Consider the following 24,042-nt stretch of genomic DNA (forward strand, 5'->3'; position numbering starts at 1 on the left):
TTGCGGAGGCGTCAGGGCAGGCGGCGACGGAACACCATCCGGTCGGGTTCGCTTGCCGAAGCATCGAAAGCATAGCCCTCGAGATCGAATCCGGCCAGCGCCCGCGGCGATCGCGCGCGGTGCAGTGCCGCGTAGCGCACCATGAGTCCGCGCGCCCGCTTGGCGTGGAAGCTGATGATCTTGTAGGCGCCGCCCTTCCAATCCTGGAACACGCAGTGGACGACACGCGCGCGCAGTTCACTGCGATCGACCGCCTTGAAGTACTCCTCCGACGCGAGGTTCACGACCACCGGCGCTCGTTGCCCGGCGAGGCGCTCGTTCAGGTGCTCGGCGATGCGCGTGCGCCAGAAGGCGTAGAGATCCTTGCCCAGCGGGTTGGCGAGCCGCGTCCCCATCTCGAGCCGGTAGGGCTGCAGGCGGTCCAGCGGTCGCAGTACGCCGTACAGGCCGCTCAGGATGGCCACGTGCTCCTGCACCCAGCGGACCTGGGGCCGGCTCAGTTCGTGCGCGCCCAACCCACCGTAGACGTCACCGTCGAAGGCGAACAGCGCGGGCTTGCTGTTGGCCGAGGTAGGGCGCGGACTGAAGGCGGCATAGCGGGCGACGTTGAGTGCGGCCAGCGGCTCGCTCAGGTCCATCAGCTCGGCGATGCCACGCTCGTCGTGCTGGCGCAGCAGCCCGATGAGTTCGCCGGCCGCGGCCGAGAAATGCGGCACACCGGCATCGGGCACCGGCGCGGGATGTTCGTAGTCGAGCGACTTGGCGGGTGAGATCAGGAACAGCATGACAGGCGAGGAACGGCGAAGCGCGAAGGGTAGCAGCGCGGCTGCCGCCCCGGTCGCGGTAGGCTCGCTCCATGGTTCCCGACGCGAAGCACGCCCCCTTGCCCTGCCCCTGCGGCCGCCCGGCCTATGACCGGTGCTGCGGACGCCATGTCGGGACGGCGCTGCCGGCCCCCGATGCCGAGACCCTGATGCGCTCGCGCTACAGCGCCTTCGTGCTCGACCGCCGCGAGCATCTGCTGGCGACTTGGCACGCTTCGACCCGGCCCGCGGCGATCGAGCCACCGCCTCCCGGCCTGCGCTGGCTGGGCCTCGAGGTGCGGCAGCACCGGCTCACCGGCCCCGACGCGGCAGAGGTGGAGTTCGTGGCCCGAAGCAAGCTCGCCGGCCGTGCCCACCGGCTGCACGAGCGCAGCCGTTTCGTCCGCGATCAGGGCCGCTGGTTCTATCTGGACGGCGAGATTGACCCGCCGGTCGCCGGCTGAGGCCGACGCCTCAGGCGAGCGCAGGCGCCGTCGAGCGGATCAGGTGGTCGAAGGCGCTCAGCGCCGCCTTCGAGCCCTCGCCGAGCGCGATCACGATCTGCTTGTAGGGCACGGTCGTCACGTCGCCAGCCGCGAACACGCCAGGCACCGAGGTCTGGCCACGGGCATCGACGATCACCTCACCGTGCCGGGACAGCTCCACCGTGCCCTTGAGCCAGTCGGTGTTGGGTAGCAGGCCGATCTGCACGAACACGCCCTCGAGCGTCAGCTGGTGAACCTCGCCGGAGGCGCGATCGGTGTACGTCAGGCCATTGACCTTGTGCCCGTCGCCGGTGACTTCGGTCGTCTGCGCCTGGGTGATGACCTTCACGTTGGGCAGGCTGTGCAGCTTGCGCTGCAGCACCGCATCGGCGCGCAATTCCGCGGCGAACTCGAGCAGCGTGACGTGCGCCACCACGCCGGCCAGGTCGATCGCGGCCTCGACGCCGGAATTGCCGCCGCCGATCACCGCCACGCGCTTGCCCTTGAACAGCGGGCCGTCGCAGTGCGGACAGTAGGTCACTCCCTTGGTCCGGTACACCTGCTCGCCGGGCACGTTCATGTCGCGCCAGCGCGCGCCGGTGGCGATGATCACCGTGCTGGCCTTCAGCGCCGCGCCCCCGGCGAAGCGCACTTCGGTCAGCTCACCGGGTTTGCCGGGGATCAGCGCCTCGGCACGCTGCAGATTCATGATGTCGACATCGTAGGCCTTGACGTGCTCTTCCAGCGCGACGGCGAACTTCGGGCCGTCGGTCTCCTTGACCGAGATGAAATTCTCGATCGCCAGCGTGTCCAGCACCTGGCCGCCGAAGCGCTCGGCCGCGAGGCCGGTGCGGATGCCCTTGCGCGCCGCGTAGATGGCAGCGGCCGCGCCGGCCGGGCCGCCGCCAACGATCAGCACGTCGTAAGGCGCCTTGGCGCTGAGCTTCGCGGCCTCGCGCTTCACGGCGCCGGTGTCGAGCTTCGCGACGATCTCCTCCAGGCCCATGCGGCCCTGGCCGAAGACCTGGCCGTTGAGAAAGATCGTCGGCACGGCCATCACCTGGCGTTGTTCGACTTCGGCCTGGAACAGCGCACCGTCGATCGCCACGTGGCGGATGTTCGGGTTCAGCACCGCCATCAGGTTGAGCGCCTGCACGACGTCAGGGCAGTTCTGACAGCTCAGGGAGAAGAAGGTCTCGAACAGGTAGTCGCCTTCGAGTCCCCGGACCTGCTCGATCACCTCCGCCGCCGCCTTCGAGGGATGGCCGCCGACCTGCAGCAGCGCCAGCACCAATGACGTGAATTCATGGCCCATCGGCAGACCGGCGAACCGCAGGCCGATCCGCGCGCCGGGGCGGTTCAGCGAGAACGAGGGCTTGCGCTCGGCGTCGTCACGGCGCACCGAGAGCGTGATGCGGGCCGAGAGTTCGGCGATGTCGTTCAGCAAGGCCAGGAGCTCCTGCGACTTGTCGCCTTCGTCGACCGAGGCCACGATGTCGATCGGGTGTTCGACCTTTTCGAGATAGCTCTTCAGTTGGGTCTTGAGGGCAGCGTCCAGCATGGTGGCTCGTCCTTGGAAAATTCAGGGAAAAGGCCGTCCCGACGCCCGGGCCTCGTGCGCCCGGTCGTGCGGTCCGGCGCTCGGCCGGGGTCAGGGGTTACGGCTCCGCGGACCGGCTTCGATCGGAAGCAGTCCGCGGCGAACGCGGACCGTCAGATCTTGCCGACGAGGTCCAGCGAGGGCTTCAGCGTCTCGGCACCTTCGGTCCACTTGGCCGGGCAGACTTCACCGGGGTGCGCGGCGACGTACTGCGCGGCCTTGACCTTGCGCAGCAGCTCCGTGGCATCACGGCCGATGCCGTTGTCGTGCACTTCGATGATCTTGATCTTGCCTTCGGGGTTGATCACGAAGGTGCCGCGGTAGGCCAAGCCTTCCTCTTCGATCAGCACCTCGAAGTTTCGCGCCAGCGCCGCGGTCGGGTCACCGACGAGCGGGTACTGCACCTTGGAGATGGTGTCCGAGGTGTCGTGCCAGGCCTTGTGCGCGAAATGCGTGTCGGTGGAGATGCCGTAGATCTCGACGCCGAGCTTCTTGAATTCCGCGTAATGGTCAGCCAAGTCGCCCAGTTCGGTCGGGCAGACGAAGGTGAAGTCGGCCGGGTAGAACACGAACACGGACCACTTGCCCAGCAGGTTCTCGTTGCTGACCGGCACGAACTTGCCGTTGTGGTACGCGGTGGCCTTGAAGGGCTTGACTTCGGTGTTGATCAGGGACATCGGGAGCTTCCTTATCGGGACAGGGTTGAGTGATACCGCGCCCAAATAGTAATGCGACCCCGTTATCCACTTTATTCATAGACTAAATCAAACCCATCCGAAATTGCTATCGAACCGACCGCGGCTCAGCGCAGGTCGCCCGCCAGGCTGGCCAAGGTTTCCGGCGGGATGCCGGTGTGCGCCGGGTAATTTCGGTGGTCGCAACCCAGCTTCACGGCGGCGCCAGCCCGGATGGCCTCGATCGCGACCCGGGTGAACTCGAAGCGCAGGAAGTGCACCGAGGAGGTCTTCTCCTCGGTCTCCCGGTCCAGGTCCTCGTCGGCGATCGCATAGACGCGCTGCAGCCCTTCCGGCTCGACGAACATCCGATCCTCGATGCCGATCAGGCGCGCCAGTTCGCGCTTGCGCTCGTGCGCGTCGGGGTATTCGATCAGCATCGTCGCCTTCCAGTTGCCGCCGTCCGGCACGAGCGGCGCATAGGCGTCGATCTCGGCCTGGATGCCCGCCTCGTCGAAGATCTTCTCGATGTGCAGCATCTCCTGGATTTGACGGCGGACGGTGCGCTCGTCCTCGAACTGCACGCTGAGGTGCTCGCCGAGCCGCACGGTGCGCAGACGCCGGTGCGCGATCGACTCGGGCTTGCCGGTCTGGCGGACCTTGGCATAGGCCTCGAGCGACATCAGGCTGTCTCTGGGAATGGTCGTCATGGCGATCTGTCCTCGCTGCGTGGGGTCACAGCCCGTAGGCGGTTCGCACCAGGCTGAGCGGATGCAGGAGCCTGGCGGCCGGGAACCCGCCCGCCTCCATGCCCTGCGCGATGTGGTGCCCGGCCAGCTGGCAGTCGGAGCTGATGTAGTCCGGTTCGTCCTTGGCCATGCTCTTGAAGACCGGCCGCCCGATCTTCATCGCGATCGGGTGGTAGGGGGTCTTCACGCCATACGTGCCCGCATGGCCCGAGCACCGCTCGACCGTGTTGAGCTGCACGGACACCGTCTGGCCGATCAGCTTGAACATCTCCTCGGTCTTCCGACCGATGTTCTGCACGCGGCCGTGGCAAGGGATGTGATAACTGACCTTGCCGAGCGCCTGCTTGAAGTCGGTCTTCAACAGGCCGTCGCGGTGCCGGGCGATCAGGTACTCGAAGGGATCGAACATCGCCTCCTTGACGAGCTGCGTGTCCGCGCACGCGGGGAACATCAGCGGCAGCTCCTGCTTGAACATCAGCGTGCAGCTGGGAATGGCACTGAGGATCGCGTAGCCCTCCTTCGCATACCTTGCGAGCACCGGCATGTTCGCAGCCTTGTGCGCCGCCACGGCGTCGAGGTCGCCGAGCTCCAGCTTGGGCATGCCGCAGCACTTCTCCTTCTCGACCAGCACATAGGGAATGTCGTTGTGCTCGAGCAGCTTGATCAGGTCGTGACCGATGCCGGGTTCGTTGTAGTTCACGTAGCAAGTGGAGAAGATCGCCACCTTGCCCGGCGTGCGTTCCCCGTTCGTGACCACGGTGGCACGGCCCTGCCGACTCGCGGACCAGCGGAAGCGGTTGCTCGCGAGCTCCGGCAACCAGGCGTCGGGATGCACCTGCAGCGCCGAGTCGAGCAGCTTGCGCATTGGCCGGGTCTTGTTCAGCGCGTTGGCCACCTGGACCACCACCGGGATGCCGGCGAACTGGCCGTGCACGTCTGTCGAGGCAAGCAGCTTCTCGCCAGCGCCGACACCGCCCTTCTTGAACTTGATCGCCTTCGCCCGCAGCATCGTGTGCGGGAAATCCAGGCGCCAGGGGTGCGGCGGCACGTAGGGACATTTGGTCATGTAGCAGAGGTCGCACAGGTAGCACTGATCGACGACCTTCGCGTAATCCTGCTTCGGGATGCCGTGCACCTCGCCGTCGTCGGTCGCATCGACCAGATCGAACAGGCTCGGAAAAGCCTGACACAGGCTCACGCAACGGCGGCAGCCGTGGCAGATGTCGAAGATGCGCTCGAGCTCCTTCTCGCAGGCCGCCTCGTCGTAGTACTCGGGGTTCGTCCAGTCGATCGCGTGCCGGGTAGGGGCTTCGAGATTGCCCTCGCGTGTGCTCATCCGGGGTTCTCCTGTGGACCAAGGGCTTCCTGCGCGGGAAGGAACGGCGACTCGCGAGCGCAAGGCATGCACACGGGCGCCGAGCGGGGCACGGCGCTCCGCTCGACGCTCGCTGCGGCGGCGACGCTACGCGCCACCGCCGTCTGCTCAATCGACCAGAGCGTCCAGCGCCTTCTGGTAGCGGTTCGCGTGGGAGCGCTCGGCCTTCGCCAGGGTCTCGAACCAGTCGGCGACCTCGTCGAAGCCTTCGTCGCGCGCCTGCTTCGCCATGCCCGGGTACATGTCGGTGTACTCGTGCGTCTCGCCGGCGACGGCGGCCATCAGGTTCTGGCGGCTCGACCCGATCGGCAGGCCGGTGGCCGGGTCGCCGACAGCCTCGAGGAACTCGAGGTGGCCATGCGCGTGGCCGGTCTCGCCTTCGGCGGTGGAGCGGAACAGCGCCGCCACGTCGTTCTGGCCCTCGATGTCGGCCTTGTTCGCGAAGTAAAGGTAGCGACGGTTCGCCTGTGATTCCCCGGCGAACGCGTCCTTCAGGTTCTGCTCGGTCTTGGAGCCCTTCAGTTGCATGTCGATCTCCTTGTCGTGCGTGTGCGATGGTGACCACGGAGCCTGGAGGGCCCAGTGCGCGTCGACGGTAGAGGAGACCGGAGGCAACGTCCAATAGCGCGCGTCAATGCAGAGAATTGTGCGGGTTTACCTGAGGGCCCGTGCCCCATTGACCTCTGAGTTGACGCGTCGCTCCGCAGCGACGGCCCCGAAACAGGAATCCGCCACGCTGAGCGACAATCCACGCTATGAAACGCACCGAAGCCCAGGCGCCGACCATTCAGGTGATGGAGCGCATGTTCTCGCTGCTCAACGTGCTGGCGGCGCACCCGGATCCGGTCTCGCTGAAACACATCAGCGAACAGACCGGATTGCACCCCTCCACGGCCCATCGCATCCTCAACGATCTCGCGATCGGTCGCTTCGTCGACCGGCCCGAGGCGGGCAGCTACCGGTTGGGCATGCGCCTTCTCGAACTCGGCAACTTGGTCAAGGCACGGCTGGACGTCCGGGAGGCTGCGATCGCGCCGATGCGCGAGCTTCACAAGCTCACGCACCAACCCGTGAATCTTTCGATGCGTCAGGGCGACGAGATCGTCTACATCGAGCGGACCTACAGCGAGCGCTCCGGCATGCAGGTCGTTCGCGCCGTCGGCGGCCGCGCCCCGCTGCACCTGACCTCCGTGGGCAAGCTGTTCCTCGCGCACGACGACGCCCAGCGAGTCCGGGCCTATGCCGCCCGTACGGGGCTCGCCGGCCACACGCGCAACAGCATCACCGAGTTACCGGCTCTGGAGCGCGAACTGGCGAAGGTGCTGCAATACGGCAGCGCCCGCGACAACGAGGAACTGGAACTGGGCGTGCGCTGCATGGCAGCCGGCATCTTCGACGACCAGGACAAGCTGATCGCCGGACTGTCGATCTCGGCCCCCGCCGATCGCCTGGAAGACAGTTGGATGGAGCGGCTGAAGGCCACGGCCGCCCAGATTTCGGCGGCCCTCGGCCACCACGCCAAACCCTGAAAGGCTGATCGCCGGGGTCTGCCCGGGCGGATGCCCGGCGCTCGCCGGTGCGTCCCGCCGCAGCGCGTCAGGAGGTCGTCTTCGGCCCTTCGGCCCGCGGCACTTCCGGCGTCACGGCAGGCGGCGGGCTTGCCTCGATCCAATGGCGCACACGCTCGGCGTCGCCCTGCCGCGAGTACTTGCCGGCTGAATCGAGGAAGACCATGATCAGCTTGCGTCCCGCCAGTTGCGCCTGCATGACCAGGCAGCGACCCGCCTCGGAGATGTAGCCGGTCTTCTGCAACCCGATGTCCCAGGCTGGATTGCGCACCAGGCCGTTGGTATTGCGGTACTGGAGCGTGCGGCGCCCGACCGCCACGCTGTATTCCTGCGAGGTCGACAGCTCGCGGATCAGCGGATGCTGGTAGGCCGCCGATACCAGCGCCGCCAAGTCGCGCGCGCTCGATTGATTGCGGCTCGACAGTCCCGTGGGCTCGACATAGCGCGTGTCGGTCATGCCGAGCAGGCTGGCGCGCGCGTTCATCGCCGAGACGAAAGCCACCAAGCCGCCCGGGTAATGCCGGCCCAGAGCATGGGCCGCACGGTTCTCCGACGACATCAGGGCCAGATGCAGCATCTCGCCACGCGTCAGCTGGGTACCGACGGCCAGTCGCGACCCGCTGCCCTTCTCGGTGTCCACGTCGTCCTGGCTGATCGTGAGCATCTCGTCGAGCGACTGCCCGGCTTCGACGACGACCACCGAGGTCATCAGCTTCGTCAACGACGCGATCGGCAACACGGCCTGGGCGTTCTTGTCGATCAGCACCTCGTGGGTGTCCTGATCCATCACGAGCGCCACGCTCGAACGCAGATCGAGCGGGTCATCGGTGGCGCGCAAACCGCTGAGCTCACCGAAAGAGGGGCGTGCCACCACCGTACGGACCGACTTGCGCGTCGCGGCACGAATGCTCTTTACCTTGGCCTTCGACTTGGCGCTCGCCTTGCTGGCGCTGCTCTGACGTTTGGTGGCGGCATCGGCGCCCGTGCTCAGTCCGAAGGACAGCATGGCAAACAGGGCCAACAGAGCCACACGCCAACGAAACACAGGCAACGAAATCAACACGGGCACTCCCTCCGACACGCGCACGAGTCTAGGATAAAGAAAAAAAGCGCGCAAGATCAAAAGCTTACGCGCCCTTCCTCCATTCCACGTGAAGAATGCCTCCCGTTACCCCTGGGCGGCGACGCGCTCGTTCTTGCTGTGCAGCTTGTTCAGGGCCGACAGGTAGGCCTTGGCCGAGGCCACCACGATGTCCGGGTCCGCCCCCACGCCATTCACCACCCGTCCGCCGTGCTGCAGCCGCACAGTCACCTCGCCCTGGGATTCTGTGCTGCCCGAGGTGATGGCATTGACCGAATAGAGCAGCATTTCTGCGCCGCTTTTCAGCTTCGACTCGATGGCCTTGAGACTCGCGTCGACCGGCCCGTTGCCTTCGCTCTCGGCATGGAACTCGGTCTCTCCGACCGCGAAAGCCACCTTCGCATGCGGACGCTCCCCAGTCGCCGATTGCTGCTCCAGCGAGAGCAGCCGGTACGTCTCCTGCTCGTGGGTCACGCTCTCATCGCCGACCAGCGCGATGATGTCTTCGTCGAAGATGTCGCTCTTGCGATCGGCCAGATCCTTGAAGCGCGCAAAGGCCGCGTTGACGTCGGTCTCGGACTCGAGCTCGATTCCGAGCTCCTGCAGGCGCTGCTTGAAGGCGTTCCGGCCGCTGAGCTTGCCGAGCACGATCTTGTTGGCACTCCAGCCCACGTCCTCGGCGCGCATGATCTCGTAGGTGTCGCGCGCCTTCAGGACGCCGTCCTGGTGGATACCGGAGGCGTGCGCGAAGGCATTTGCGCCGACGACCGCCTTGTTCGGCTGCACGATGAAGCCAGTCGTCTGCGACACCAGCCGCGAAGCCGGCACGATCTGCGTGGTATCGATGCCCACTTCGAGCCCGAAATGGTCGCGCCGCGTGCGAACCGCCATCACGACTTCCTCGAGCGAGCAGTTGCCTGCGCGCTCGCCGAGCCCATTGATCGTGCATTCGATCTGGCGGGCACCCCCGATCTTCACGCCAGCCAACGAGTTCGCCACCGCCATACCGAGGTCGTTGTGGCAGTGAACCGACCAGACCGCCTTGTCCGAATTCGGCACCCGCTCCCGCAAGGTCCTGATGAAATTGCCGTACAGCTCGGGGATGCCGTATCCGACGGTGTCGGGCACGTTGATGGTGGTCGCGCCCTCGTTGATCACGGCCTCGATCACACGGCACAGGAAGTCCGGGTCGGACCGGTAGCCATCCTCCGGCGAAAACTCGATGTCCTCGCACAGGTTGCGGGCGAAGCGAATCGACAGCCTGGCCTGCTCCAGCACCTGCTCGCGCGTCATCCGCAACTTCTTCTCCATGTGCAGTTCACTGGTCGCGATGAAGGTGTGGATGCGAGAACGCGCAGCGCTCTTCAGCGCCTCGGCCGCCCGCGCGATGTCGCGGTCATTGGCGCGCGCCAGCGAGCACACGGTCGATTCCTTGATCACGTCGGCAATCGCCCGGACCGCCTCGAAGTCGCCGTTGCTCGACGCCGCGAAACCCGCCTCGATCACGTCGACCCGCAAACGCTCCAGCTGGCGCGCGATGCGCAGCTTCTCATCCTTGGTCATGGAGGCGCCGGGCGACTGTTCGCCGTCGCGCAAGGTGGTGTCGAAGATGATGAGCTTGTCGGCCATGGAAGTCTCCAGCGAAGATACGAAGGTCGAGGACTAAACAAAACGGCCCGCGAGCAGGAAGCGCGCGGGCCGTGGATGCAGAAACGACGGGACGTGTGCAATCAGCGCGCGCAGGGCACTCCTAGCAGTAGCAGCAGCGAAAAGCGGGCGCGAAACGTCATGAGCACAATATAGCACGCGCCTGATCACGGCACGCGCCGCAGTGGCTATCAGCGGTGCAGCCCCTCTTCATCGGGCTCGTGAGTGGACGTGGCGATGACGCTGACAGGCCTGCCCTTGGTCTTGCGCCACACGTAGACCGCGTAACCTGAGAAGCCGTAGCAGACGAACAGACTGAACAGCACGAGCGGCGGGTGAAGGTTGATCACTGCGATGAAGAGCGCGATCGCGACGATCACGATGAACGGGACCGTGCGCTTGAAGCTCACGTCCTTGAAGCTGTAGAACGGCACGTTCGTGACCATCGTCAGTCCGGCGTAGAGCGTGAACGCGAACGCCATCCAGGACAACCAGTCGATGCTGCCGGCCCCCTTGAACCCCGCGTCGTCCATCAGCCAGATGAACCCGACCACCAGCGCTGCGGCGGCCGGACTCGGCAGCCCCTGGAAGAAGCGCTTGTCGACGACGCCGATGTTGGTATTGAAGCGGGCCAGCCGGAGCGCAGCCCCAGCGCAGTAGACGAACGCCGCCACCCAGCCGAGCTTGCCCAGCCCCCGCAGCGCCCACTCATAGACGATCAACGCCGGCGCAGCGCCGAAGGACACCATGTCCGACAGGCTGTCCATCTGTTCGCCGAAGGCGCTCTGGGTGTTGGTCATGCGCGCGACGCGACCGTCGAGGCTGTCGAGCACCATCGCGCAGAACACGCCGATCGCCGCCTGCTCGAAGCGGTCGTTCATGGCCATCACGATCGCGTAGAACCCGCCGAACAATGCCGCAAGCGTGAAGAGATTGGGCAGGATGTAGATGCCCTTGCGGCGAGGCCGGCGCGGCGCCTCGTCGTCGACATCTTCGAGCGCGTCCGGCGTTTTCGGATCCTGCGTGCCGTCGTGCATGCTCATGCTCGGCCAGTCCGTGGCAACGAATCCAGACCCCTCGGCGCACCATGAAGATCGATCATGGGCGGGAGGATACCGCAGCACCCGTCGCAAGAAGGGCCGCGCACCCTTCAGTGTCGCGGCCCTAGACGGAGCGTGGAGCGGAAGGTCGCGATCAGTTGCGGCTCTTGTCCACCAGCTTGTTCGCCTTGATCCACGGCATCATCGCGCGCAGCTTCTCACCCACCACCTCGATGTCGTGCTCTGCGGTCAGGCGGCGACGCGACAGCAGCGTCGGCGCACCGGCACGGTTCTCGAGGATGAAGCTCTTGGCGTACTCGCCGGTCTGGATGTCCTTGAGGCACTGGCGCATCGCCGCCTTGGTGTCCTCGGTCACGACCCTCGGCCCGGTCACGTACTCGCCGTACTCGGCATTGTTCGAGATCGAGTAGTTCATGTTGGCGATGCCGCCTTCATAGATCAGGTCGACGATCAGCTTGAGTTCGTGAAGGCATTCGAAGTAGGCCATCTCGGGCGCGTAGCCGGCTTCCACCAGTGTCTCGAAGCCGGCCTTGATCAGCTCCACGGTGCCGCCGCACAGCACGGCTTGCTCGCCGAACAGGTCGGTCTCGGTCTCCTCGCGGAAATTGGTCTCGATGATGCCGGCCTTGCCGCCGCCATTGGCTGCCGCATAGCTCAGAGCCAGGTCGCGCGCCTTGCCGGTCTTGTCGGCGTGGACGGCGATCAGGTGCGGCACGCCGCCGCCCTGGGTGTAGGTGTTGCGCACCGTGTGGCCGGGGGCCTTCGGGGCAACCATCCACACGTCGAGGTCTTCGCGCGGCACGACCTGGCCGTAGTGGACGTTGAAGCCGTGCGCGAAGGCCAGCGAGGCGCCCTGCTTGATGTTCGGCGCGACCTCGGCGCTGTAGACCGAGGCGATCTGCTCGTCGGGCAGCAGGATCATCACGACGTCGGCGCTCTTGACCGCATCAGCGACCTCGGCCACCTTCAGCCCGGCCTTCTCGACCTTGTTCCACGATGCGCCGCCGCGACGCAGGCCGACGGTGACCTTGACGCCGCTGTCGTTCAGGTTCTGGGCATGCGCATGGCCTTGCGAGCCGTAGCCGATGATCGCCACGCTCTTGCCCTTGATGAGGCTGAGGTCGGCGTCCTTGTCGTAATAGACCTTCATGGGGTTCTCTCCTGTCGAAATTCAGTAATGGAACGGGGTTCAGACGCGCAGGATGCGCTCGCCGCGACCGATCCCGCTGGTGCCGGTGCGCACGGTTTCCAGAATCGCGGTGCGGTCCACCGCCTCGATGAACGCGTCGAGCTTGGGCGCATCGCCGGTGAGCTCGATCGTGTAGGTCTTTTCGGTGACGTCGACGATGCGGCCCCGGAAGATGTCGGCCATGCGCTTCATCTCGTCGCGCTCCTTGCCGACGGCGCGCACTTTGATGAGCATCAGTTCGCGCTCGGTGTACTGACCCTCGGTCAGGTCGACCACCTTCACCACCTCGATGAGCCGGTTGAGGTGCTTCGTGATCTGCTCTATCACGTCCTCGCTACCGGTGGTGGTGATGGTCATGCGCGACAGCGACGGATCCTCGGTGGCCGCAACGGTCAGGCTCTCGATGTTGTAGCCGCGCGCCGAAAACAGCGCCACGACGCGCGACAGGGCGCCCGGCTCGTTCTCGAGCAACAGGGCAATGATGTGTTTCATGGGTAGATCGTCCTTCGCGCTCTTCAGGACTGCGGCGGTAACCGCAGCCCCTTGGCCACGCGCTTCGATGAATGAGTAGTGGTTCAGACCGCGGTCGCTGCACTCGCTGCGCTCCTGGCGACGGACCGGCAAGCCCGCCGCCCTCGCGCCGCTCGTGCCCCGGCCTTACAGGTCTTCCGAGCCCAGCAGCATCTCCGAGATGCCCTTTCCGGCCTGGACCATCGGCCAGACGTTCTCGGTCGGGTCGGTACGGATGTCGAGAAAGACCGTGCGATCCTTCAGCCGGATCGCCTCGCGCAGCGCGGGTTCCACCTCGCTCGGTTTCTCGATCTTCAGTCCGACGTGACCGTAGGCTTCGGCCAGCTTCACGAAATCGGGCAAGGCCTCCATGTAGCTGTGCGAATAGCGGCCGCCGTAATCGAGCTCCTGCCACTGCCGCACCATGCCCAGATAGCGGTTGTTCAACGAGATCACCTTGACCGGCGTCTTGTACTGCAGGCAGGTCGACAGCTCCTGGATGCACATCTGGATCGAGCCTTCGCCGGTGATGCAGAAGACATCGGAGTCCGGCTTCGCGAGCTTGATGCCCATGGCGTACGGCAGGCCCACCCCCATCGTGCCCAGACCACCCGAGTTGATCCAGCGCCGCGGCTCGTCGAAGCGGTAGTACTGCGCCGCCCACATCTGGTGCTGGCCGACATCGGAGGTGATGTAGGTGTCGCGTTCGCGGGTCAACTCCCAGAGCTTCTCGACCACGAACTGCGGCTTGATGACCTCGTCGGAATTCTTGTACTTCAGGCACTCGCGACCGCGCCATTCAGCGATCTGTTTCCACCAGGCCGACAGGGCCTGCGAATCCGGCTTCGCCTGCGCTTCCTTGATCTGCGAGATCAGTTCTTGCAGCACTTCCTTCACGTCGCCGACGATCGGAATGTCGACCTTCACGCGCTTGGAGATGCTCGACGGATCGATGTCGACGTGCACGATCTTGCGCTCCACCGAAGCGAAATGCTTCGGGTTACCGATCACCCGGTCGTCGAAACGTGCGCCCACGGCCAGCAGGACGTCACAGTTCTGCATCGTCATGTTGGCTTCGTAGGTGCCGTGCATGCCCAGCATGCCCAGGAAGCGCGGGTCGGTCGACGGGAAGGCGCCCAGGCCCATCAGCGTGTTGGTGCACGGGTAGCCGAGCAGGTCGACCAGCTGGCGCAGTTGCGCCGAGGCATTGCCGAGGATCACGCCGCCGCCGGTGTAGATGTAAGGCCGCTTCGCCTGCAGCAGCAGCTGCACGGCCTTGCGGATCTGGCCGCTGTGGCCCTTCTTCGCCGGGCTGTACGAGCGCATCTCGACCGCCGCAGGGTACTGGAAGGGCGCGGTCTTCAGCGACACGTCCTTCGGCACGTCGACCACCACCGGGCCAGGACGGCCGGTGCGGGCGATGTGGAAGGCCTTCTTCATGGTGAGCGCCAGCTCGCGCACGTCCTTCACAAGGAAGTTGTGCTTGACGATCGGCCGGGTGATGCCGACGGTGTCGCACTCCTGGAAGGCGTCGAGGCCGATCGCTGGCGTCGGCACCTGCCCGGTGATGATCACCATCGGAATCGAGTCCATGTAGGCGGTGGCAATGCCGGTGATGGCATTCGTCACGCCCGGCCCCGAGGTCACCAGCGCAACGCCCACGTCGCCGGTCGCGCGCGCATAGCCGTCGGCCGCATGGATGGCCGCCTGCTCATGGCGCACGAGCACGTGCTCTATGGTCTCCTGCTTGTACAGCGCGTCGTAGATGTACAGCACGGCGCCGCCCGGGTAGCCCCAAAGGTACTTGACACCTTCGGCCTGCAGGCAGCGAACGAGGATTTCCGAACCGTTGGGCTCGGCAGCTTGGGTGGGGTGCGGTTGGGCCGTGGCGGCCCGCTTGATTTCCGCGGCAGACATGTCCATTTCGAACCTTTGTGAATTTCTCTGACGAAAAACCATCGGTGCCCCTCTTCGCACCCTGGTGGGGTGGATGTGGGGCCTGCGCGGTCTGGCAAAGCCACCCGGGTCGGATGGTGTTGAAGACCAATGAGCGTTTTGCGAACGCACATTATGGCATCCGCCCGGCACCAGCCCGGCGCAGGCTGCTGCATCGAGGCGCGGTGACATAATCCGCGGCCTCCCCAAAGCCACGGCAGACAGGCCGCGCCTCTTGGCTTCCGACAAAGAACTCAGCGACTTCCTCAAGAGCGTCGAAAAGCGCGCCTTCAAGCGCGCCGTTTATGCCGTTCGCGACGACGATGCTGCGCTCGACATCGTGCAGGACTCGATGATCCGCCTGGCCGAAAAATATGCCGACCGGCCGCCGGCCGAATTGCCGCTGCTGTTCCAGCGCATCCTGTCGAACGCCATGATGGACTGGTTCCGCCGGCAGAAGGTGCGCAATGCAGTCGTGCGCAATTTCTCGGATTTCGAGCCAGCGGACGCCGACGGCGACTTCGATCTGCTCGAGACTCTGGCGGCCGCCGGTGGTGCTACCGCGGTCGAAACGGCGGCCGACAGCGTGTCGCGGGCCCAGATCCTGCTCGCGATCGAGACCGAAGTCGCGCGGTTGCCGGGGCGTCAACGGGAGGCCTTCCTGCTGCGTTACTGGGAGGAACTCGATGTCGCCGAGACCGCTCAATCGATGGGCTGCTCGGAGGGCAGCGTCAAGACCCACTGCTCCCGGGCAGTGCACAGCTTGGCGCAGGCCTTGAAGGCCAGAGGGGTGCTGCCATGAATCATTCCAACGTCGTCACGGGACCAACCCGGCTGGATCGCCAGTCGCTCGAAGACCGCTTTGCGCTGCGTGTGGCGGCGGCTCTCAGCACGCACGTCGACAGTCTGCCTGGCGACGTGACGGAGCGCCTTCGTTTCGCGCGCGAGCAAGCGCTGGCGCGTGCCAGACAGGCTGCGACACGCACCGCCCCGAGCACCGCTCGGCTCGGCGGAGGCGTGCTGGCCTGGGGTGGAGAGCCCGGTTGGGGCTGGCGCCTCGCGACGTTGGCGCCGTTGTTCGCGCTGGTGGCCGGCCTGGTGCTGATCCAGATCCAGCACGACGACGACCAGATCAGCGCCGCGGCCGAGGTCGACGCCGCCCTGCTGGCCGACGACCTGCCGCCGGCGGCTTACACCGATGCCGGCTTCGCCGAGTTCCTGCGCCTGCCCGGATCGGTGGGCAGCAACTGAGGATGACGGGTTTCGTGTCCCTGCGGCGAGTCGCTGCGCGGCATCCGGCGTTTGCCCGGGTCGCGGCCGGCGCGTTGCTGAGCATGCTGCTGGCGCTGGCCGCGCCACTCGCCAGTGCCGCGGGCGCCGACGCCGGTGGCCCCAGCTGGAACAGCCTCGGCCCGGCGCAACGCGAAGCACTGGCACCGCTCCAGAGCGAATGGTCATCGATCGCCCCCCAGCGCAAGCAGAAATGGCTGGAGCTGGCATCGCGCTTCGATCGCATGTCGCCCGACGAGCGCAGCCGCGTTCAGCGACGCATGTCCGACTGGGTCAATCTCAGCGCCAAGCAACGCACCGAGGCGCGCATGAACTACCAGGGTGCGAAGGACCTGAGCCCGCAGGAACGCCAGCGCCGCTGGGAAGCCTACCAGTCCCTGCCGGAAAGCCAGCGGCGCGACCTCGCCGCCCGCGCCAAGACCGGCGCCGGCAAGGTCAATGCGCGACCCATCACGCCAGCCGCCGAGACCAAGGTCAACACCGTCCCCAACCCGCTGCTGGAGGCCCGTAAGCCGCGCGCAGTGACACCGGGGCTGACGCAGGCCAAGCCTGGGGCCACGACCAACCTGATGTCGACGCGCCCCGCGCCCCCTCTGCACCAGCAGACTGGCCTGCCGAAGGTCGCGGCGACCCCCGAGTTCGTCGACTCGACGACGCTGCTGCCGCGCCGCGGCCCTCAGGGCGCAGCGACCGAGCCGCGCCGCAAGCCCTGACACGTGCCGACCCCGAACGTGCAAGCTGGCCTAGCGCCGCCGCCCGGGGCACTGGCACCGCCACTGCGTCGCCGGCTGGCGTGCTTCCTCTACGAGGGCGTGCTGCTGTTCGGCGTGGTGTTCGTCTGTGCGCTGATCTATTCCGTGCTCACCGATCAGCGCCATGCGATGGTCGGACGCCTGGGCCTGTTGCTGACCGCCTTCGTGCTGGCGCCCGGCGTTTACTTCACGTGGTATTGGTCGGGGAGCGGCCAGACGCTGCCGATGCAGACCTGGCGCATCCACCTGCAGACGGCCGACGGCCGGCGGCTCACGCGCGCACGCGCTTTGGGGCGTTATCTCACCGCCTGGATATGGTTCCTGCCGGCCCTGACCCTGGCCTGGCTGGCCGGCTGGCATGACAGCGGCACGCACCTGGCCGCGGTGCTCGCGGCCGGGGTCGCGCTCTATGCCCTGTCATCGAAGCTGCATCCGCAGCGCCAGTTCTGGCACGACGCGCTGTGCGGCACGCGGCTCGTCGACACGCGCGGCGCGCCTCCTGCCCGCGCCTGAGTTTCGCAGCGGCGCCATACGCCGCAGTTACCATCGCGCGCCATGAGCAACCCCTACAAAGGCCGCACCGGCCTGGACCGCGTGATCCGCGCGGCTGGCTACTCGATGGACGGGCTGCAGATCGCCTACCGCGGCGAGAGCGCGTTCCGGCAGGAAGTCTGGGCGGCCGTGCTGCTGGTGCCCACAGCCTTCTGGCTGGGCGGCAGCTGGATCGAGGTCTCTCTGCTGGTCGGCTCGGTGCTGTTGGTGTTGATCGTCGAGCTGCTCAATTCGGGCATCGAAGCGGCGATCGACCGCGTCAGCTACGAGCTCCACGACCTGTCCAAGCGCGCGAAGGACCTCGCCAGTGCCGCCGTGCTGCTGTCGCTGCTGCTGTGCATGGGCATCTGGGCGGCTGCGCTCTGGCATCGTTTCGGCAGCTGACGCGACGCGAACCATGACGAAGCGCTTCACGCTGTGTGTGTACTGCGGCTCGCGCCTTGGCGACGATCCGGCCCATGCCCACGCGGCCCGGGCCGTTGGCCGGGAGATCGCGCAACGCGGCTGGCAGCTGGTCTACGGCGGCGGCAACGTCGGGCTGATGGGCATCGTCGCCGACGCCTCGCTGGCGGGCGGCGCCCCGGTGATCGGCGTGATCCCGCGGTCGCTGATGGAGCGCGAGGTCGGACACTCCGGCCTCAGCGAACTGAACGTGGTCGAGACCATGCATCAGCGCAAGCAAGGCATGGCCGAGCAGGCCGACGCTTTCCTGGCGCTGCCCGGCGGCATCGGCACCTTCGAGGAGTTGTTCGAGGTGTGGACCTGGCGGCAGCTCGGCTACCACGACCAGCCGATCGGGCTGCTCAATGTCGGCGGCTACTACAACGCTCTGGTCGCGTTCATGCAGCAGACGGTAGACGCCGGCTTCGTCTCGGATGGCACGCGCGCGATGCTGGAGATCGGCGACGAGCCGTCTGCCCTGCTCGATCGGCTCGCAGCCCAGGCTGCGCTGAGCGGCGGCCGCGACGACTACAGCCGAACCTGAGCTTCAGTTCGGTCAGACCGCCGCTTCGTCCGTTTCGCCGGTGCGGATGCGAACGACCTGCTCGACCGAGCTGACGAAGATCTTGCCGTCACCGATCTTGCCGGTCTTGGCCGCCTTGACGATGGCTTCCAGGCAACGATCGACGTCGACGTCCTTCACCACCACCTCGAGCTTGACCTTCGGCAGGAAGTCGACCACGTACTCGGCACCACGGTACAGCTCGGTGTGGCCCTTCTGGCGGCCGAAGCCCTTGACCTCGGTCACGGTCAGACCGGACACACCCACCTCGGCAAGCGCCTCGCGCACTTCCTCGAGCTTGAAGGGCTTGATGACGGCGGTGATCTGTTTCATGGCGCGCTCCGGTGAAAGGTGACTGACCAGAATTTAAGCACGGAATTTCGAGGTGATGGGATAGCGCCAGTCCTTGCCGAACGAGCGGTGCGTGATGCGAATCCCCACCGGTGCCTGCCGTCGCTTGTACTCGTTGATCTTGATCAGCCGCGTCACGCGCTCCACATCGGTGCGTGCGTAGCCCGCAGCGACGATCTCCTCGACGCCCTGATCGTCTTCCATGTAGCGCGCCAGGATCGCGTCGAGCACGTCGTAGGGCGGCAGGCTGTCCTGGTCGGTCTGGTCCGGCCGCAGTTCCGCAGACGGTGGCCGCGTGATGATGCGTTCGGGTATCACCGGCGCGGCACCCTGCGCATTGCGCCAGGCCGCGAGGCGGTAGACCAGGGTCTTGGCCACGTCCTTGATCACCGCGAAGCCGCCCGCCATGTCGCCGTAGAGCGTGCAGTAGCCGGTCGCCATCTCGCTCTTGTTGCCGGTGGTCAGCACGATGCGACCCGACTTGTTCGACAGGGCCATCAGCAGCGTGCCACGGATGCGCGCCTGGATGTTCTCCTCGGTCGCATCCTCGGCCAGGCCGGCGAACTCCAGCGCCAGGGCCGACTTGAAGGACTCGAACATCGGCACGATCGAGATCTCGTCGTACTGCACGCCCAGGCGCCGCGCCATGTCCCGGGCGTCGATCCACGAGATGTCCGCGGTATACGGCGAAGGCATCATCACCGCCCTCACCCGATCGGCCCCCAAGGCATCGACCGCGACCGCCAGCACCAGCGCCGAATCGATGCCGCCGCTCAGGCCGATGATGGCGCCGGGGAAGCCGTTCTTGCCGAGATAGTCGCGCACGCCGGTCACCAGTGCTGCCCACGCCTGCGATTCCAGCGAAGGCGCCGGCGCCAGCGGGCCGCTGACGGCGCCGTCGGCGTTCACCTGAACCGCAAGCACCTCCTCCACGAAGCTGGCGGCGCGCGCCCGCACAGCGCCCTTTGCGTCGACTGCGAACGAGGCCCCGTCGAACACCACCTCGTCCTGTCCGCCGACCAGGTGTGAGTACAGCAATGGCAGGCCGCTCTCCACGGCGCGCCGCGCCATGCGTTCCTCGCGCTCCTCGGCCTTGCCGAGGTGGAAGGGCGAGGCATTGATCACCGCCAGCACCTGGGCGCCCGCCGCCTTCGCCGCCGCCGCCGGCTCGTCGAACCAGGCGTCCTCGCAGATCAGCAGCCCGACGCGCAACCCGCCTGTCTCCACCACCAGCGGGCCGAAGCCGGCATCGCGGCCCGACACGAAGTAGCGGCGCTCGTCGAACACCTGGTAGTTGGGCAGTTCCCGCTTCGCATAGGTGGCCATGACACGCCCGCCGGCCAGCACCGACGCCGCATTGACCCGCCGCTGCACCGCCAGCGAGCGCGTGCGAAGATCACCCAGCGCATCGATGGCCTGCGGGTGACCGACCACCACCTGCAGGTCCGGCAGATCGGCCAGCGACGCCGCGCAAGCGGCCAGCGCTTCGTCGCAGGCACGCATGAAGGCCGGTCGCAGCAGCAGGTCTTCCGGCGGATAACCGGTCAGCGACAGTTCCGGCGTAATCACCAGTCGCGCGCCCTGTGAGTAGGCCTGGCGGGACCACTGGGCGATGCGTTGCGCGTTGCCTGCGAGGTCGCCGACGGTGGCGTTGAACTGGACGAGGGCGATCGAGGCAGACACGGTGGCAGGCATGGATCAGGAAGAAGACGCGTTGTCGATCGATGGTACCCGCGACCCCGAGGCGTGGGCGGTCCAGGTGCACGCCGATCCGGCCCTCATCGACGCCCAGGCCTGGGACGCGCTGGTCGACGCCAGCCCGGCGCAGACGCCCTTCATGCGCCATGCCTATCTGTGCGCGCTGCACGCGTCGGCCAGCGCCGTTTCGGGTACCGGGTGGGCACCGCAGTTCCTGGTGATCGAGCGTGACGAGGTGCTGGTGGCGGCCTGCCCGCTCTACCTCAAGAACCACTCCTACGGCGAGTACGTGTTCGACTGGGCCTGGGCGCAAGCCTATGAGGAGGCCGGACTGCGCTACTACCCGAAGCTGCTGTCGGCGGTGCCGTTCACGCCGGTGCCAGGCTCGCGCCTGCTGGCACGCGACCCGGCCGCGCGCAGCGTGCTGCTGCGCGCGATGGAGAGCTTCGCCCGACAACACGGCCTGTCATCGGCGCACGTGCTCTTTCTCGACGAGGCCGACCGCAGCGCTGCTGAGGCGGCCGGCTGGATGCTGCGCAGCACGGTGCAATTCCACTGGACCAACCGGGCTCCCGCGGCCTATGCCGACTTCGCCGATTTCCTCGCCAGCCTGCAGCGCGACAAGCGCAAGAAGATCCAGCAGGAGCGCCGCTACGTGCGCGAGGCCGGCGTCGAGTTCGAAACCCGCGTCGGCACGCAGATCCGGGCCGCCGACTGGGACTTCTTCTACCGCTGCTATCGCAACACCTACCGTGAGCACCGCTCGACGCCCTACCTGACGCGCGACTTCTTCGCCCACATGGCCGAGTCCCTGCCGCAGCACTGGCTGCTGTTCACCGCCCGGCGCGAGGGTGAGCCGATCGCCGCATCGCTGATCGCCCTCGACCCCGAACGCGGCCACGCCTATGGCCGCTACTGGGGCGCGCTCGCTCCGGTGAGTTGCCTGCACTTCGAGGCCTGCTACTACCAGCCGCTGCAGTGGTGCATCGAGAACGGCTACCGTCGCTTCGAGGGCGGCGCGCAGGGCGAGCACAAGATGGCTCGCGGGCTGATGCCGGTGCGCACGCATTCCGCGCACTGGCTCAGCGATGCGCGCTTTGCCGATGCCGTGGCGCGCTATCTGGCGCGCGAAGGCGCCGGCATCGAGGCCTACGTCGACGAGCTCGACGAGCGCAACCCGTTCAAGCGATAGGGCCTCTTGCGCGACCGAAGGGCGCCGGGCCTCACGGTGCCTTGCCCAGACGCTCGAGCGCACGTCCCAGCGCCGCCACGGCGTCACCGATCTCGCGTGCACCGATCACCAACGGCGGCGCGAAGCGCACCACCGTGCCATGGGTGTCCTTGCTCAGCACGCCTTCCTGCATCAGTCCCTCGCACACGGTGCGGGCCGAGGCGAAGCCCGGATCGATCTCCACGCCGACCAGCAGCCCCTTGCCGCGGACGTCGCGGATCGCGGGATGCCGCAGCGCGTGCAGACGCTCGAGCAGCACGGCGCCCTGCTCGGCCGCCCGCTCGGACAGCTTCTCCTCCACCAGCACCTGCAACGCCGTGTCGCCCACGGCCGCCGCCAGCGGATTGCCGCCGAAGGTGGAACCGTGGTCGCCGGGCGTGAATACCGCCATCACCTCCTCGCGCGCCAGGAAGGCGCTGACCGGCAGGAGCCCGCCACCCAGCGCCTTGCCCAGCGTGAGGCCGTCGGGACGCACGCCCTCGTGGTCACAGGCGAGCACCCGCCCGGTGCGACCCAGGCCGGTCTGCACCTCGTCGCAGATCATCAGGATGCCGCGGCGCGTGCAGATCTCGCGCACCGCCTTCAGGTAGCCGACCGGCGGCACGACGATGCCGGCCTCACCCTGCACCGGCTCGACCAGGAAGGCGCAGGTGTCGTCGGTGATGGCCGCTTCCAGAGCCGCCGCATCGCCGTAGGGCACGGTCACGAAGCCGGGCGCGAACGGCCCGAAGCCGCTGCGGTATTGAGCCTCGCTCGAGAAGCCCACGATGGTCGTCGTGCGTCCGGCGAAGTTGTTGGCCGCGACGATGATCTGCGCGTGACCCTCGGCGATGCCCTTGACCGTGTAGCCCCACTTGCGGGCCGCCTTCAGCGCCGTCTCCACGGCTTCGGCGCCGGTGTTCATCGGCAGCGCCCGGTCCATGCCGGTCAGGCGGCACAGGCGTTCGAGGAAGGGGCCGAGGCGGTCGGTGTGGAAAGCGCGCGAGGTCACGGCCAGTTGCCGGGCCTGCGCGACCAGCGCCTCCACCAGCCGCGGGTGACCGTGACCGAAGCTGACGGCCGAATAGGCCGACATCATGTCGAGATAGCGCCGGCCATCCTGACCCCACAGGTAGACGCCCTCGCCGCGCGTCAGCACGACCGGCAAGGGGGCGTAGTTCGCGGCACCGTAATGCTCTTCCAGCGCGATGGGGCTGGCCGACAAGGGGAAGCCGGGGTGAATGGTCATGGCGATCTCCTGAACACGGGGGTCGCTTCCCCCAGCGCTTCACTGTAGAGACGGTCGAACGCAATGTGCGTTCAATTTGTTGTGCATTCTCATTTTTTGGCGCATGCTTCGTGTATGAAAGACAGAACATGAGCACATTAGATGCGCTGGACCGCCGTTTGCTGGCCGAACTTCAGGCCCGCGGTCGCGCCTCGAACGTCGAGTTGTCCGCGGCGGTCCACCTGTCGGCGCCGCAGTGCTTCCGGCGCGTCAGGTCGCTCGAGGAGCGTGGCGTGATCCGCGGCTATGCAGCGCACGTCGATCGCGAGGCGCTGGGGCTGGGCGTGATGGCCTACGTCAGCGTGGACATCGCCGCCGAGCAGTTCGGGCATGTGCGCGAGTTCGAGCAGACGATCCGCGACTTCCCGCAGATCCTGGAATGCCACACCGTCTCGGGTGACTCGGACTACCTGCTCAAGGTGGTGGCGCGCGACCTGAAGTCGCTCAGCCAGTTCCTGACCGACCGATTGATGCAGATCTCCGGCGTCGCCAACGTGCGCTCGATGATCTGCATGGAAGAGATCAAGCCGCCCTCGCCGCTGCCAACGACGACCGAATGAAACGGGCGTCCCACGCGCGGTCGAGCGCCGGGCCGCCAGCCGACCGCACACCCGCTCGGCGGGTAGCGCCGGCAACCCGGCGCCGGGTGCCCACACTACTCCTTGAAGTCGCCGCCGAAGCCGTAGACGAAGGCCTCGGGCCGGATGTACTTGCGCAGCGCCGCGTTCACCTGCTCCAGGGTCGCCGCAGCGATCGCGTCGTCGACCTGCTGCGAGATCGCGAAGGTTCGGTCGAGCCGCAGGTTGCTGGCCAGCCCGGCCGCCAGCCGCGCGTCCTGCGCGCGTGACAGGCGGCGCGCGCTGATCAGCCCCCGCTGCGCCTCCTGCAGCTCGGTTGCAGTGAAGCCGTCCTGCAGGGAACGCGCCACCTCTTCCCTGAACGCCGCCTCGACCTTGGCGCGGTTCTGAGGCGCGAAGATGGCCTGCGCCTGCCACGGCGAATTGCGCTCGTCCTGGTTCTCGGGTGACTCGGACTACCTGCTCAAGGTGGTGGCGCGCGACCTGAAGTCGCTCAGCCAGTTCCTGACCGACCGATTGATGCAGATCTCCGGCGTCGCCAACGTGCGCTCGATGATCTGCATGGAAGAGATCAAGCCGCCCTCGCCGCTGCCAACGACGACCGAATGAAACGGGCGTCCCACGCGCGGTCGAGCGCCGGGCC

At 66.8% G+C, this 24,042-nt stretch carries 26 protein-coding genes and 1 pseudogene; 11 read left to right on the forward strand and 16 right to left on the reverse strand.

What is annotated here, in order from left to right; translation table 11 throughout:
• Positions 1-11: 11 nt before the first annotated feature.
• Positions 12-785 carry a peroxide stress protein YaaA gene (gene yaaA / locus MPE_RS10545; protein WP_011829685.1) on the reverse strand — a complete coding sequence of 258 codons (774 nt, stop codon included), beginning with the start codon at positions 783-785 and terminating at the stop codon, positions 12-14.
• A 71-nt stretch (positions 786-856) separates the two neighbouring features.
• Here yaaA and MPE_RS10550 point away from each other — a divergent pair, with 71 nt between their 5' ends.
• Entirely contained in the window at positions 857-1,267 is a 411-nt protein-coding gene (locus tag MPE_RS10550; RefSeq protein ID WP_011829686.1) for a YchJ family protein, read from the forward strand.
• A 10-nt stretch (positions 1,268-1,277) separates the two neighbouring features.
• Here MPE_RS10550 and ahpF read toward each other — a convergent pair whose 3' ends face one another.
• The 5 genes from ahpF to MPE_RS10575 all read right to left on the reverse strand — a co-directional run bounded on the left by ahpF (position 1,278) and on the right by MPE_RS10575 (position 6,214).
• A complete protein-coding gene (ahpF, locus tag MPE_RS10555; protein ID WP_011829687.1) occupies positions 1,278-2,849 on the reverse strand; it encodes an alkyl hydroperoxide reductase subunit F in 1,572 nt (523 codons plus the stop codon).
• 152 nt (positions 2,850-3,001) lie between these two features.
• On the reverse strand, positions 3,002-3,565 hold the full coding sequence (gene ahpC / locus MPE_RS10560) for an alkyl hydroperoxide reductase subunit C (RefSeq protein WP_011829688.1): 564 nt from the start codon (positions 3,563-3,565) through the stop codon (positions 3,002-3,004).
• Positions 3,566-3,690: 125 nt separating this feature from the next.
• Positions 3,691-4,272, reverse strand: coding sequence for a DUF3501 family protein (locus tag MPE_RS10565; RefSeq protein WP_011829689.1), 582 nt, complete (start codon positions 4,270-4,272; stop codon positions 3,691-3,693).
• Between the two features lie 25 nt (positions 4,273-4,297).
• On the reverse strand, positions 4,298-5,647 hold the full coding sequence (locus tag MPE_RS10570) for a heterodisulfide reductase-related iron-sulfur binding cluster (protein WP_011829690.1): 1,350 nt from the start codon (positions 5,645-5,647) through the stop codon (positions 4,298-4,300).
• 147 nt (positions 5,648-5,794) lie between these two features.
• Entirely contained in the window at positions 5,795-6,214 is a 420-nt protein-coding gene (locus MPE_RS10575; RefSeq protein WP_036231269.1) for a rubrerythrin family protein, read from the reverse strand.
• A gap of 275 nt (positions 6,215-6,489) precedes the next feature.
• Here MPE_RS10575 and MPE_RS10580 point away from each other — a divergent pair, with 275 nt between their 5' ends.
• Complete coding sequence (locus MPE_RS10580; RefSeq protein ID WP_375136155.1) at positions 6,490-7,215, forward strand: IclR family transcriptional regulator; 726 nt, start codon at positions 6,490-6,492, stop codon at positions 7,213-7,215.
• 67 nt (positions 7,216-7,282) lie between these two features.
• Here MPE_RS10580 and pbpG read toward each other — a convergent pair whose 3' ends face one another.
• The 6 genes from pbpG to MPE_RS10610 form a co-directional block, all read right to left on the reverse strand.
• A complete protein-coding gene (gene pbpG / locus MPE_RS10585; protein ID WP_081782201.1) occupies positions 7,283-8,260 on the reverse strand; it encodes a D-alanyl-D-alanine endopeptidase in 978 nt (325 codons plus the stop codon).
• Positions 8,261-8,422: 162 nt separating this feature from the next.
• A complete protein-coding gene (locus MPE_RS10590; RefSeq protein WP_011829694.1) occupies positions 8,423-9,964 on the reverse strand; it encodes a 2-isopropylmalate synthase in 1,542 nt (513 codons plus the stop codon).
• A gap of 209 nt (positions 9,965-10,173) precedes the next feature.
• On the reverse strand, positions 10,174-11,019 hold the full coding sequence (gene pssA, locus MPE_RS10595) for a CDP-diacylglycerol--serine O-phosphatidyltransferase (protein ID WP_036231304.1): 846 nt from the start codon (positions 11,017-11,019) through the stop codon (positions 10,174-10,176).
• A 157-nt stretch (positions 11,020-11,176) separates the two neighbouring features.
• Positions 11,177-12,193 (reverse strand): ketol-acid reductoisomerase, encoded by a 1,017-nt coding sequence (ilvC, locus tag MPE_RS10600; RefSeq protein ID WP_011829696.1) that lies wholly within the window; start codon positions 12,191-12,193, stop codon positions 11,177-11,179.
• A 39-nt stretch (positions 12,194-12,232) separates the two neighbouring features.
• Positions 12,233-12,724 (reverse strand): acetolactate synthase small subunit, encoded by a 492-nt coding sequence (gene ilvN / locus MPE_RS10605; protein ID WP_011829697.1) that lies wholly within the window; start codon positions 12,722-12,724, stop codon positions 12,233-12,235.
• Between the two features lie 165 nt (positions 12,725-12,889).
• On the reverse strand, positions 12,890-14,665 hold the full coding sequence (locus MPE_RS10610) for an acetolactate synthase 3 catalytic subunit (protein ID WP_011829698.1): 1,776 nt from the start codon (positions 14,663-14,665) through the stop codon (positions 12,890-12,892).
• A gap of 247 nt (positions 14,666-14,912) precedes the next feature.
• Here MPE_RS10610 and MPE_RS10615 point away from each other — a divergent pair, with 247 nt between their 5' ends.
• From MPE_RS10615 to MPE_RS10640, 6 genes are read left to right on the forward strand one after another with little or no spacing between them, the layout of a single operon-like run.
• A complete protein-coding gene (locus MPE_RS10615) occupies positions 14,913-15,479 on the forward strand; it encodes an RNA polymerase sigma factor (protein ID WP_011829699.1) in 567 nt (188 codons plus the stop codon).
• Entirely contained in the window at positions 15,476-15,928 is a 453-nt protein-coding gene (locus tag MPE_RS10620) for a DUF3619 family protein (RefSeq protein ID WP_011829700.1), read from the forward strand. Before MPE_RS10615 ends, MPE_RS10620 begins: the two co-directional genes overlap by 4 nt.
• A gap of 14 nt (positions 15,929-15,942) precedes the next feature.
• Complete coding sequence (locus MPE_RS22750; protein ID WP_158304613.1) at positions 15,943-16,680, forward strand: DUF3106 domain-containing protein; 738 nt, start codon at positions 15,943-15,945, stop codon at positions 16,678-16,680.
• Positions 16,681-16,698: 18 nt separating this feature from the next.
• Entirely contained in the window at positions 16,699-17,232 is a 534-nt protein-coding gene (locus MPE_RS10630; protein WP_148210932.1) for an RDD family protein, read from the forward strand.
• A 42-nt stretch (positions 17,233-17,274) separates the two neighbouring features.
• Positions 17,275-17,655: a diacylglycerol kinase gene (locus tag MPE_RS10635; protein WP_011829703.1), complete on the forward strand. Its 381-nt coding sequence runs from the start codon at positions 17,275-17,277 to the stop codon at positions 17,653-17,655.
• Positions 17,656-17,668: 13 nt separating this feature from the next.
• A complete protein-coding gene (locus MPE_RS10640) occupies positions 17,669-18,256 on the forward strand; it encodes an LOG family protein (RefSeq protein ID WP_011829704.1) in 588 nt (195 codons plus the stop codon).
• Between the two features lie 12 nt (positions 18,257-18,268).
• Here the strand turns inward: MPE_RS10640 and MPE_RS10645 are convergent, their stop codons facing one another.
• Positions 18,269-18,607 (reverse strand): P-II family nitrogen regulator, encoded by a 339-nt coding sequence (locus MPE_RS10645; protein ID WP_011829705.1) that lies wholly within the window; start codon positions 18,605-18,607, stop codon positions 18,269-18,271.
• A 33-nt stretch (positions 18,608-18,640) separates the two neighbouring features.
• Positions 18,641-20,320, reverse strand: coding sequence for an NAD+ synthase (locus tag MPE_RS10650; protein WP_011829706.1), 1,680 nt, complete (start codon positions 20,318-20,320; stop codon positions 18,641-18,643).
• Here MPE_RS10650 and MPE_RS10655 point away from each other — a divergent pair.
• Positions 20,319-21,515, forward strand: a complete 1,197-nt coding sequence (locus MPE_RS10655) for a GNAT family N-acetyltransferase (RefSeq protein ID WP_049820801.1) — start codon at positions 20,319-20,321, stop codon at positions 21,513-21,515. The genes MPE_RS10650 and MPE_RS10655 overlap by 2 nt on opposite strands.
• Before the next feature lie 31 nt (positions 21,516-21,546).
• On the opposite strand, the gene rocD is transcribed toward MPE_RS10655, so the two are convergent.
• The gene (rocD, locus tag MPE_RS10660) at positions 21,547-22,782 is read right to left on the reverse strand and encodes an ornithine--oxo-acid transaminase (RefSeq protein ID WP_011829708.1); all 1,236 of its coding nucleotides are present in this window, start codon (positions 22,780-22,782) and stop codon (positions 21,547-21,549) included.
• A gap of 128 nt (positions 22,783-22,910) precedes the next feature.
• On the opposite strand from rocD, the gene MPE_RS10665 reads away from it, so the two are divergent.
• Positions 22,911-23,381 (forward strand): Lrp/AsnC family transcriptional regulator, encoded by a 471-nt coding sequence (locus MPE_RS10665; protein WP_011829709.1) that lies wholly within the window; start codon positions 22,911-22,913, stop codon positions 23,379-23,381.
• A 95-nt stretch (positions 23,382-23,476) separates the two neighbouring features.
• On the opposite strand, the gene MPE_RS10670 is transcribed toward MPE_RS10665, so the two are convergent.
• Positions 23,477-23,749 carry a peptidase M16 family protein gene (locus MPE_RS10670; RefSeq protein ID WP_011829710.1) on the reverse strand — a complete coding sequence of 91 codons (273 nt, stop codon included), beginning with the start codon at positions 23,747-23,749 and terminating at the stop codon, positions 23,477-23,479.
• Positions 23,750-23,840: 91 nt separating this feature from the next.
• Between MPE_RS10670 and MPE_RS10675 the strand changes: the two are divergent.
• A pseudogene (locus MPE_RS10675) lies at positions 23,841-24,008 on the forward strand (Lrp/AsnC ligand binding domain-containing protein); the annotation flags it as partial.
• Positions 24,009-24,042: the final 34 nt, after the last annotated feature.

It is taken from the genome of Methylibium petroleiphilum PM1, assembly GCF_000015725.1.
GTDB lineage: Bacteria > Pseudomonadota > Gammaproteobacteria > Burkholderiales > Burkholderiaceae_C > Methylibium > Methylibium petroleiphilum.

Coding starts and splice junctions, on each gene's coding strand:
- yaaA (WP_011829685.1), bottom strand. CDS start 785: ATGCTGTTCCTGATCTCACCCGCCAAGTCGCTCGACTACGAACATCCC.
- MPE_RS10550 (WP_011829686.1), top strand. CDS start 857: ATGGTTCCCGACGCGAAGCACGCCCCCTTGCCCTGCCCCTGCGGCCGC.
- ahpF (WP_011829687.1), bottom strand. CDS start 2,849: ATGCTGGACGCTGCCCTCAAGACCCAACTGAAGAGCTATCTCGAAAAG.
- ahpC (WP_011829688.1), bottom strand. CDS start 3,565: ATGTCCCTGATCAACACCGAAGTCAAGCCCTTCAAGGCCACCGCGTAC.
- MPE_RS10565 (WP_011829689.1), bottom strand. CDS start 4,272: ATGACGACCATTCCCAGAGACAGCCTGATGTCGCTCGAGGCCTATGCC.
- MPE_RS10570 (WP_011829690.1), bottom strand. CDS start 5,647: ATGAGCACACGCGAGGGCAATCTCGAAGCCCCTACCCGGCACGCGATC.
- MPE_RS10575 (WP_036231269.1), bottom strand. CDS start 6,214: ATGCAACTGAAGGGCTCCAAGACCGAGCAGAACCTGAAGGACGCGTTC.
- MPE_RS10580 (WP_375136155.1), top strand. CDS start 6,490: ATGTTCTCGCTGCTCAACGTGCTGGCGGCGCACCCGGATCCGGTCTCG.
- pbpG (WP_081782201.1), bottom strand. CDS start 8,260: ATGCTGTCCTTCGGACTGAGCACGGGCGCCGATGCCGCCACCAAACGT.
- MPE_RS10590 (WP_011829694.1), bottom strand. CDS start 9,964: ATGGCCGACAAGCTCATCATCTTCGACACCACCTTGCGCGACGGCGAA.
- pssA (WP_036231304.1), bottom strand. CDS start 11,019: ATGCACGACGGCACGCAGGATCCGAAAACGCCGGACGCGCTCGAAGAT.
- ilvC (WP_011829696.1), bottom strand. CDS start 12,193: ATGAAGGTCTATTACGACAAGGACGCCGACCTCAGCCTCATCAAGGGC.
- ilvN (WP_011829697.1), bottom strand. CDS start 12,724: ATGAAACACATCATTGCCCTGTTGCTCGAGAACGAGCCGGGCGCCCTG.
- MPE_RS10610 (WP_011829698.1), bottom strand. CDS start 14,665: ATGGACATGTCTGCCGCGGAAATCAAGCGGGCCGCCACGGCCCAACCG.
- MPE_RS10620 (WP_011829700.1), top strand. CDS start 15,476: ATGAATCATTCCAACGTCGTCACGGGACCAACCCGGCTGGATCGCCAG.
- MPE_RS10635 (WP_011829703.1), top strand. CDS start 17,275: ATGAGCAACCCCTACAAAGGCCGCACCGGCCTGGACCGCGTGATCCGC.
- MPE_RS10640 (WP_011829704.1), top strand. CDS start 17,669: ATGACGAAGCGCTTCACGCTGTGTGTGTACTGCGGCTCGCGCCTTGGC.
- MPE_RS10645 (WP_011829705.1), bottom strand. CDS start 18,607: ATGAAACAGATCACCGCCGTCATCAAGCCCTTCAAGCTCGAGGAAGTG.
- MPE_RS10655 (WP_049820801.1), top strand. CDS start 20,319: ATGGATCAGGAAGAAGACGCGTTGTCGATCGATGGTACCCGCGACCCC.
- MPE_RS10650 (WP_011829706.1), bottom strand. CDS start 20,320: ATGCCTGCCACCGTGTCTGCCTCGATCGCCCTCGTCCAGTTCAACGCC.
- rocD (WP_011829708.1), bottom strand. CDS start 22,782: ATGACCATTCACCCCGGCTTCCCCTTGTCGGCCAGCCCCATCGCGCTG.
- MPE_RS10665 (WP_011829709.1), top strand. CDS start 22,911: ATGAGCACATTAGATGCGCTGGACCGCCGTTTGCTGGCCGAACTTCAG.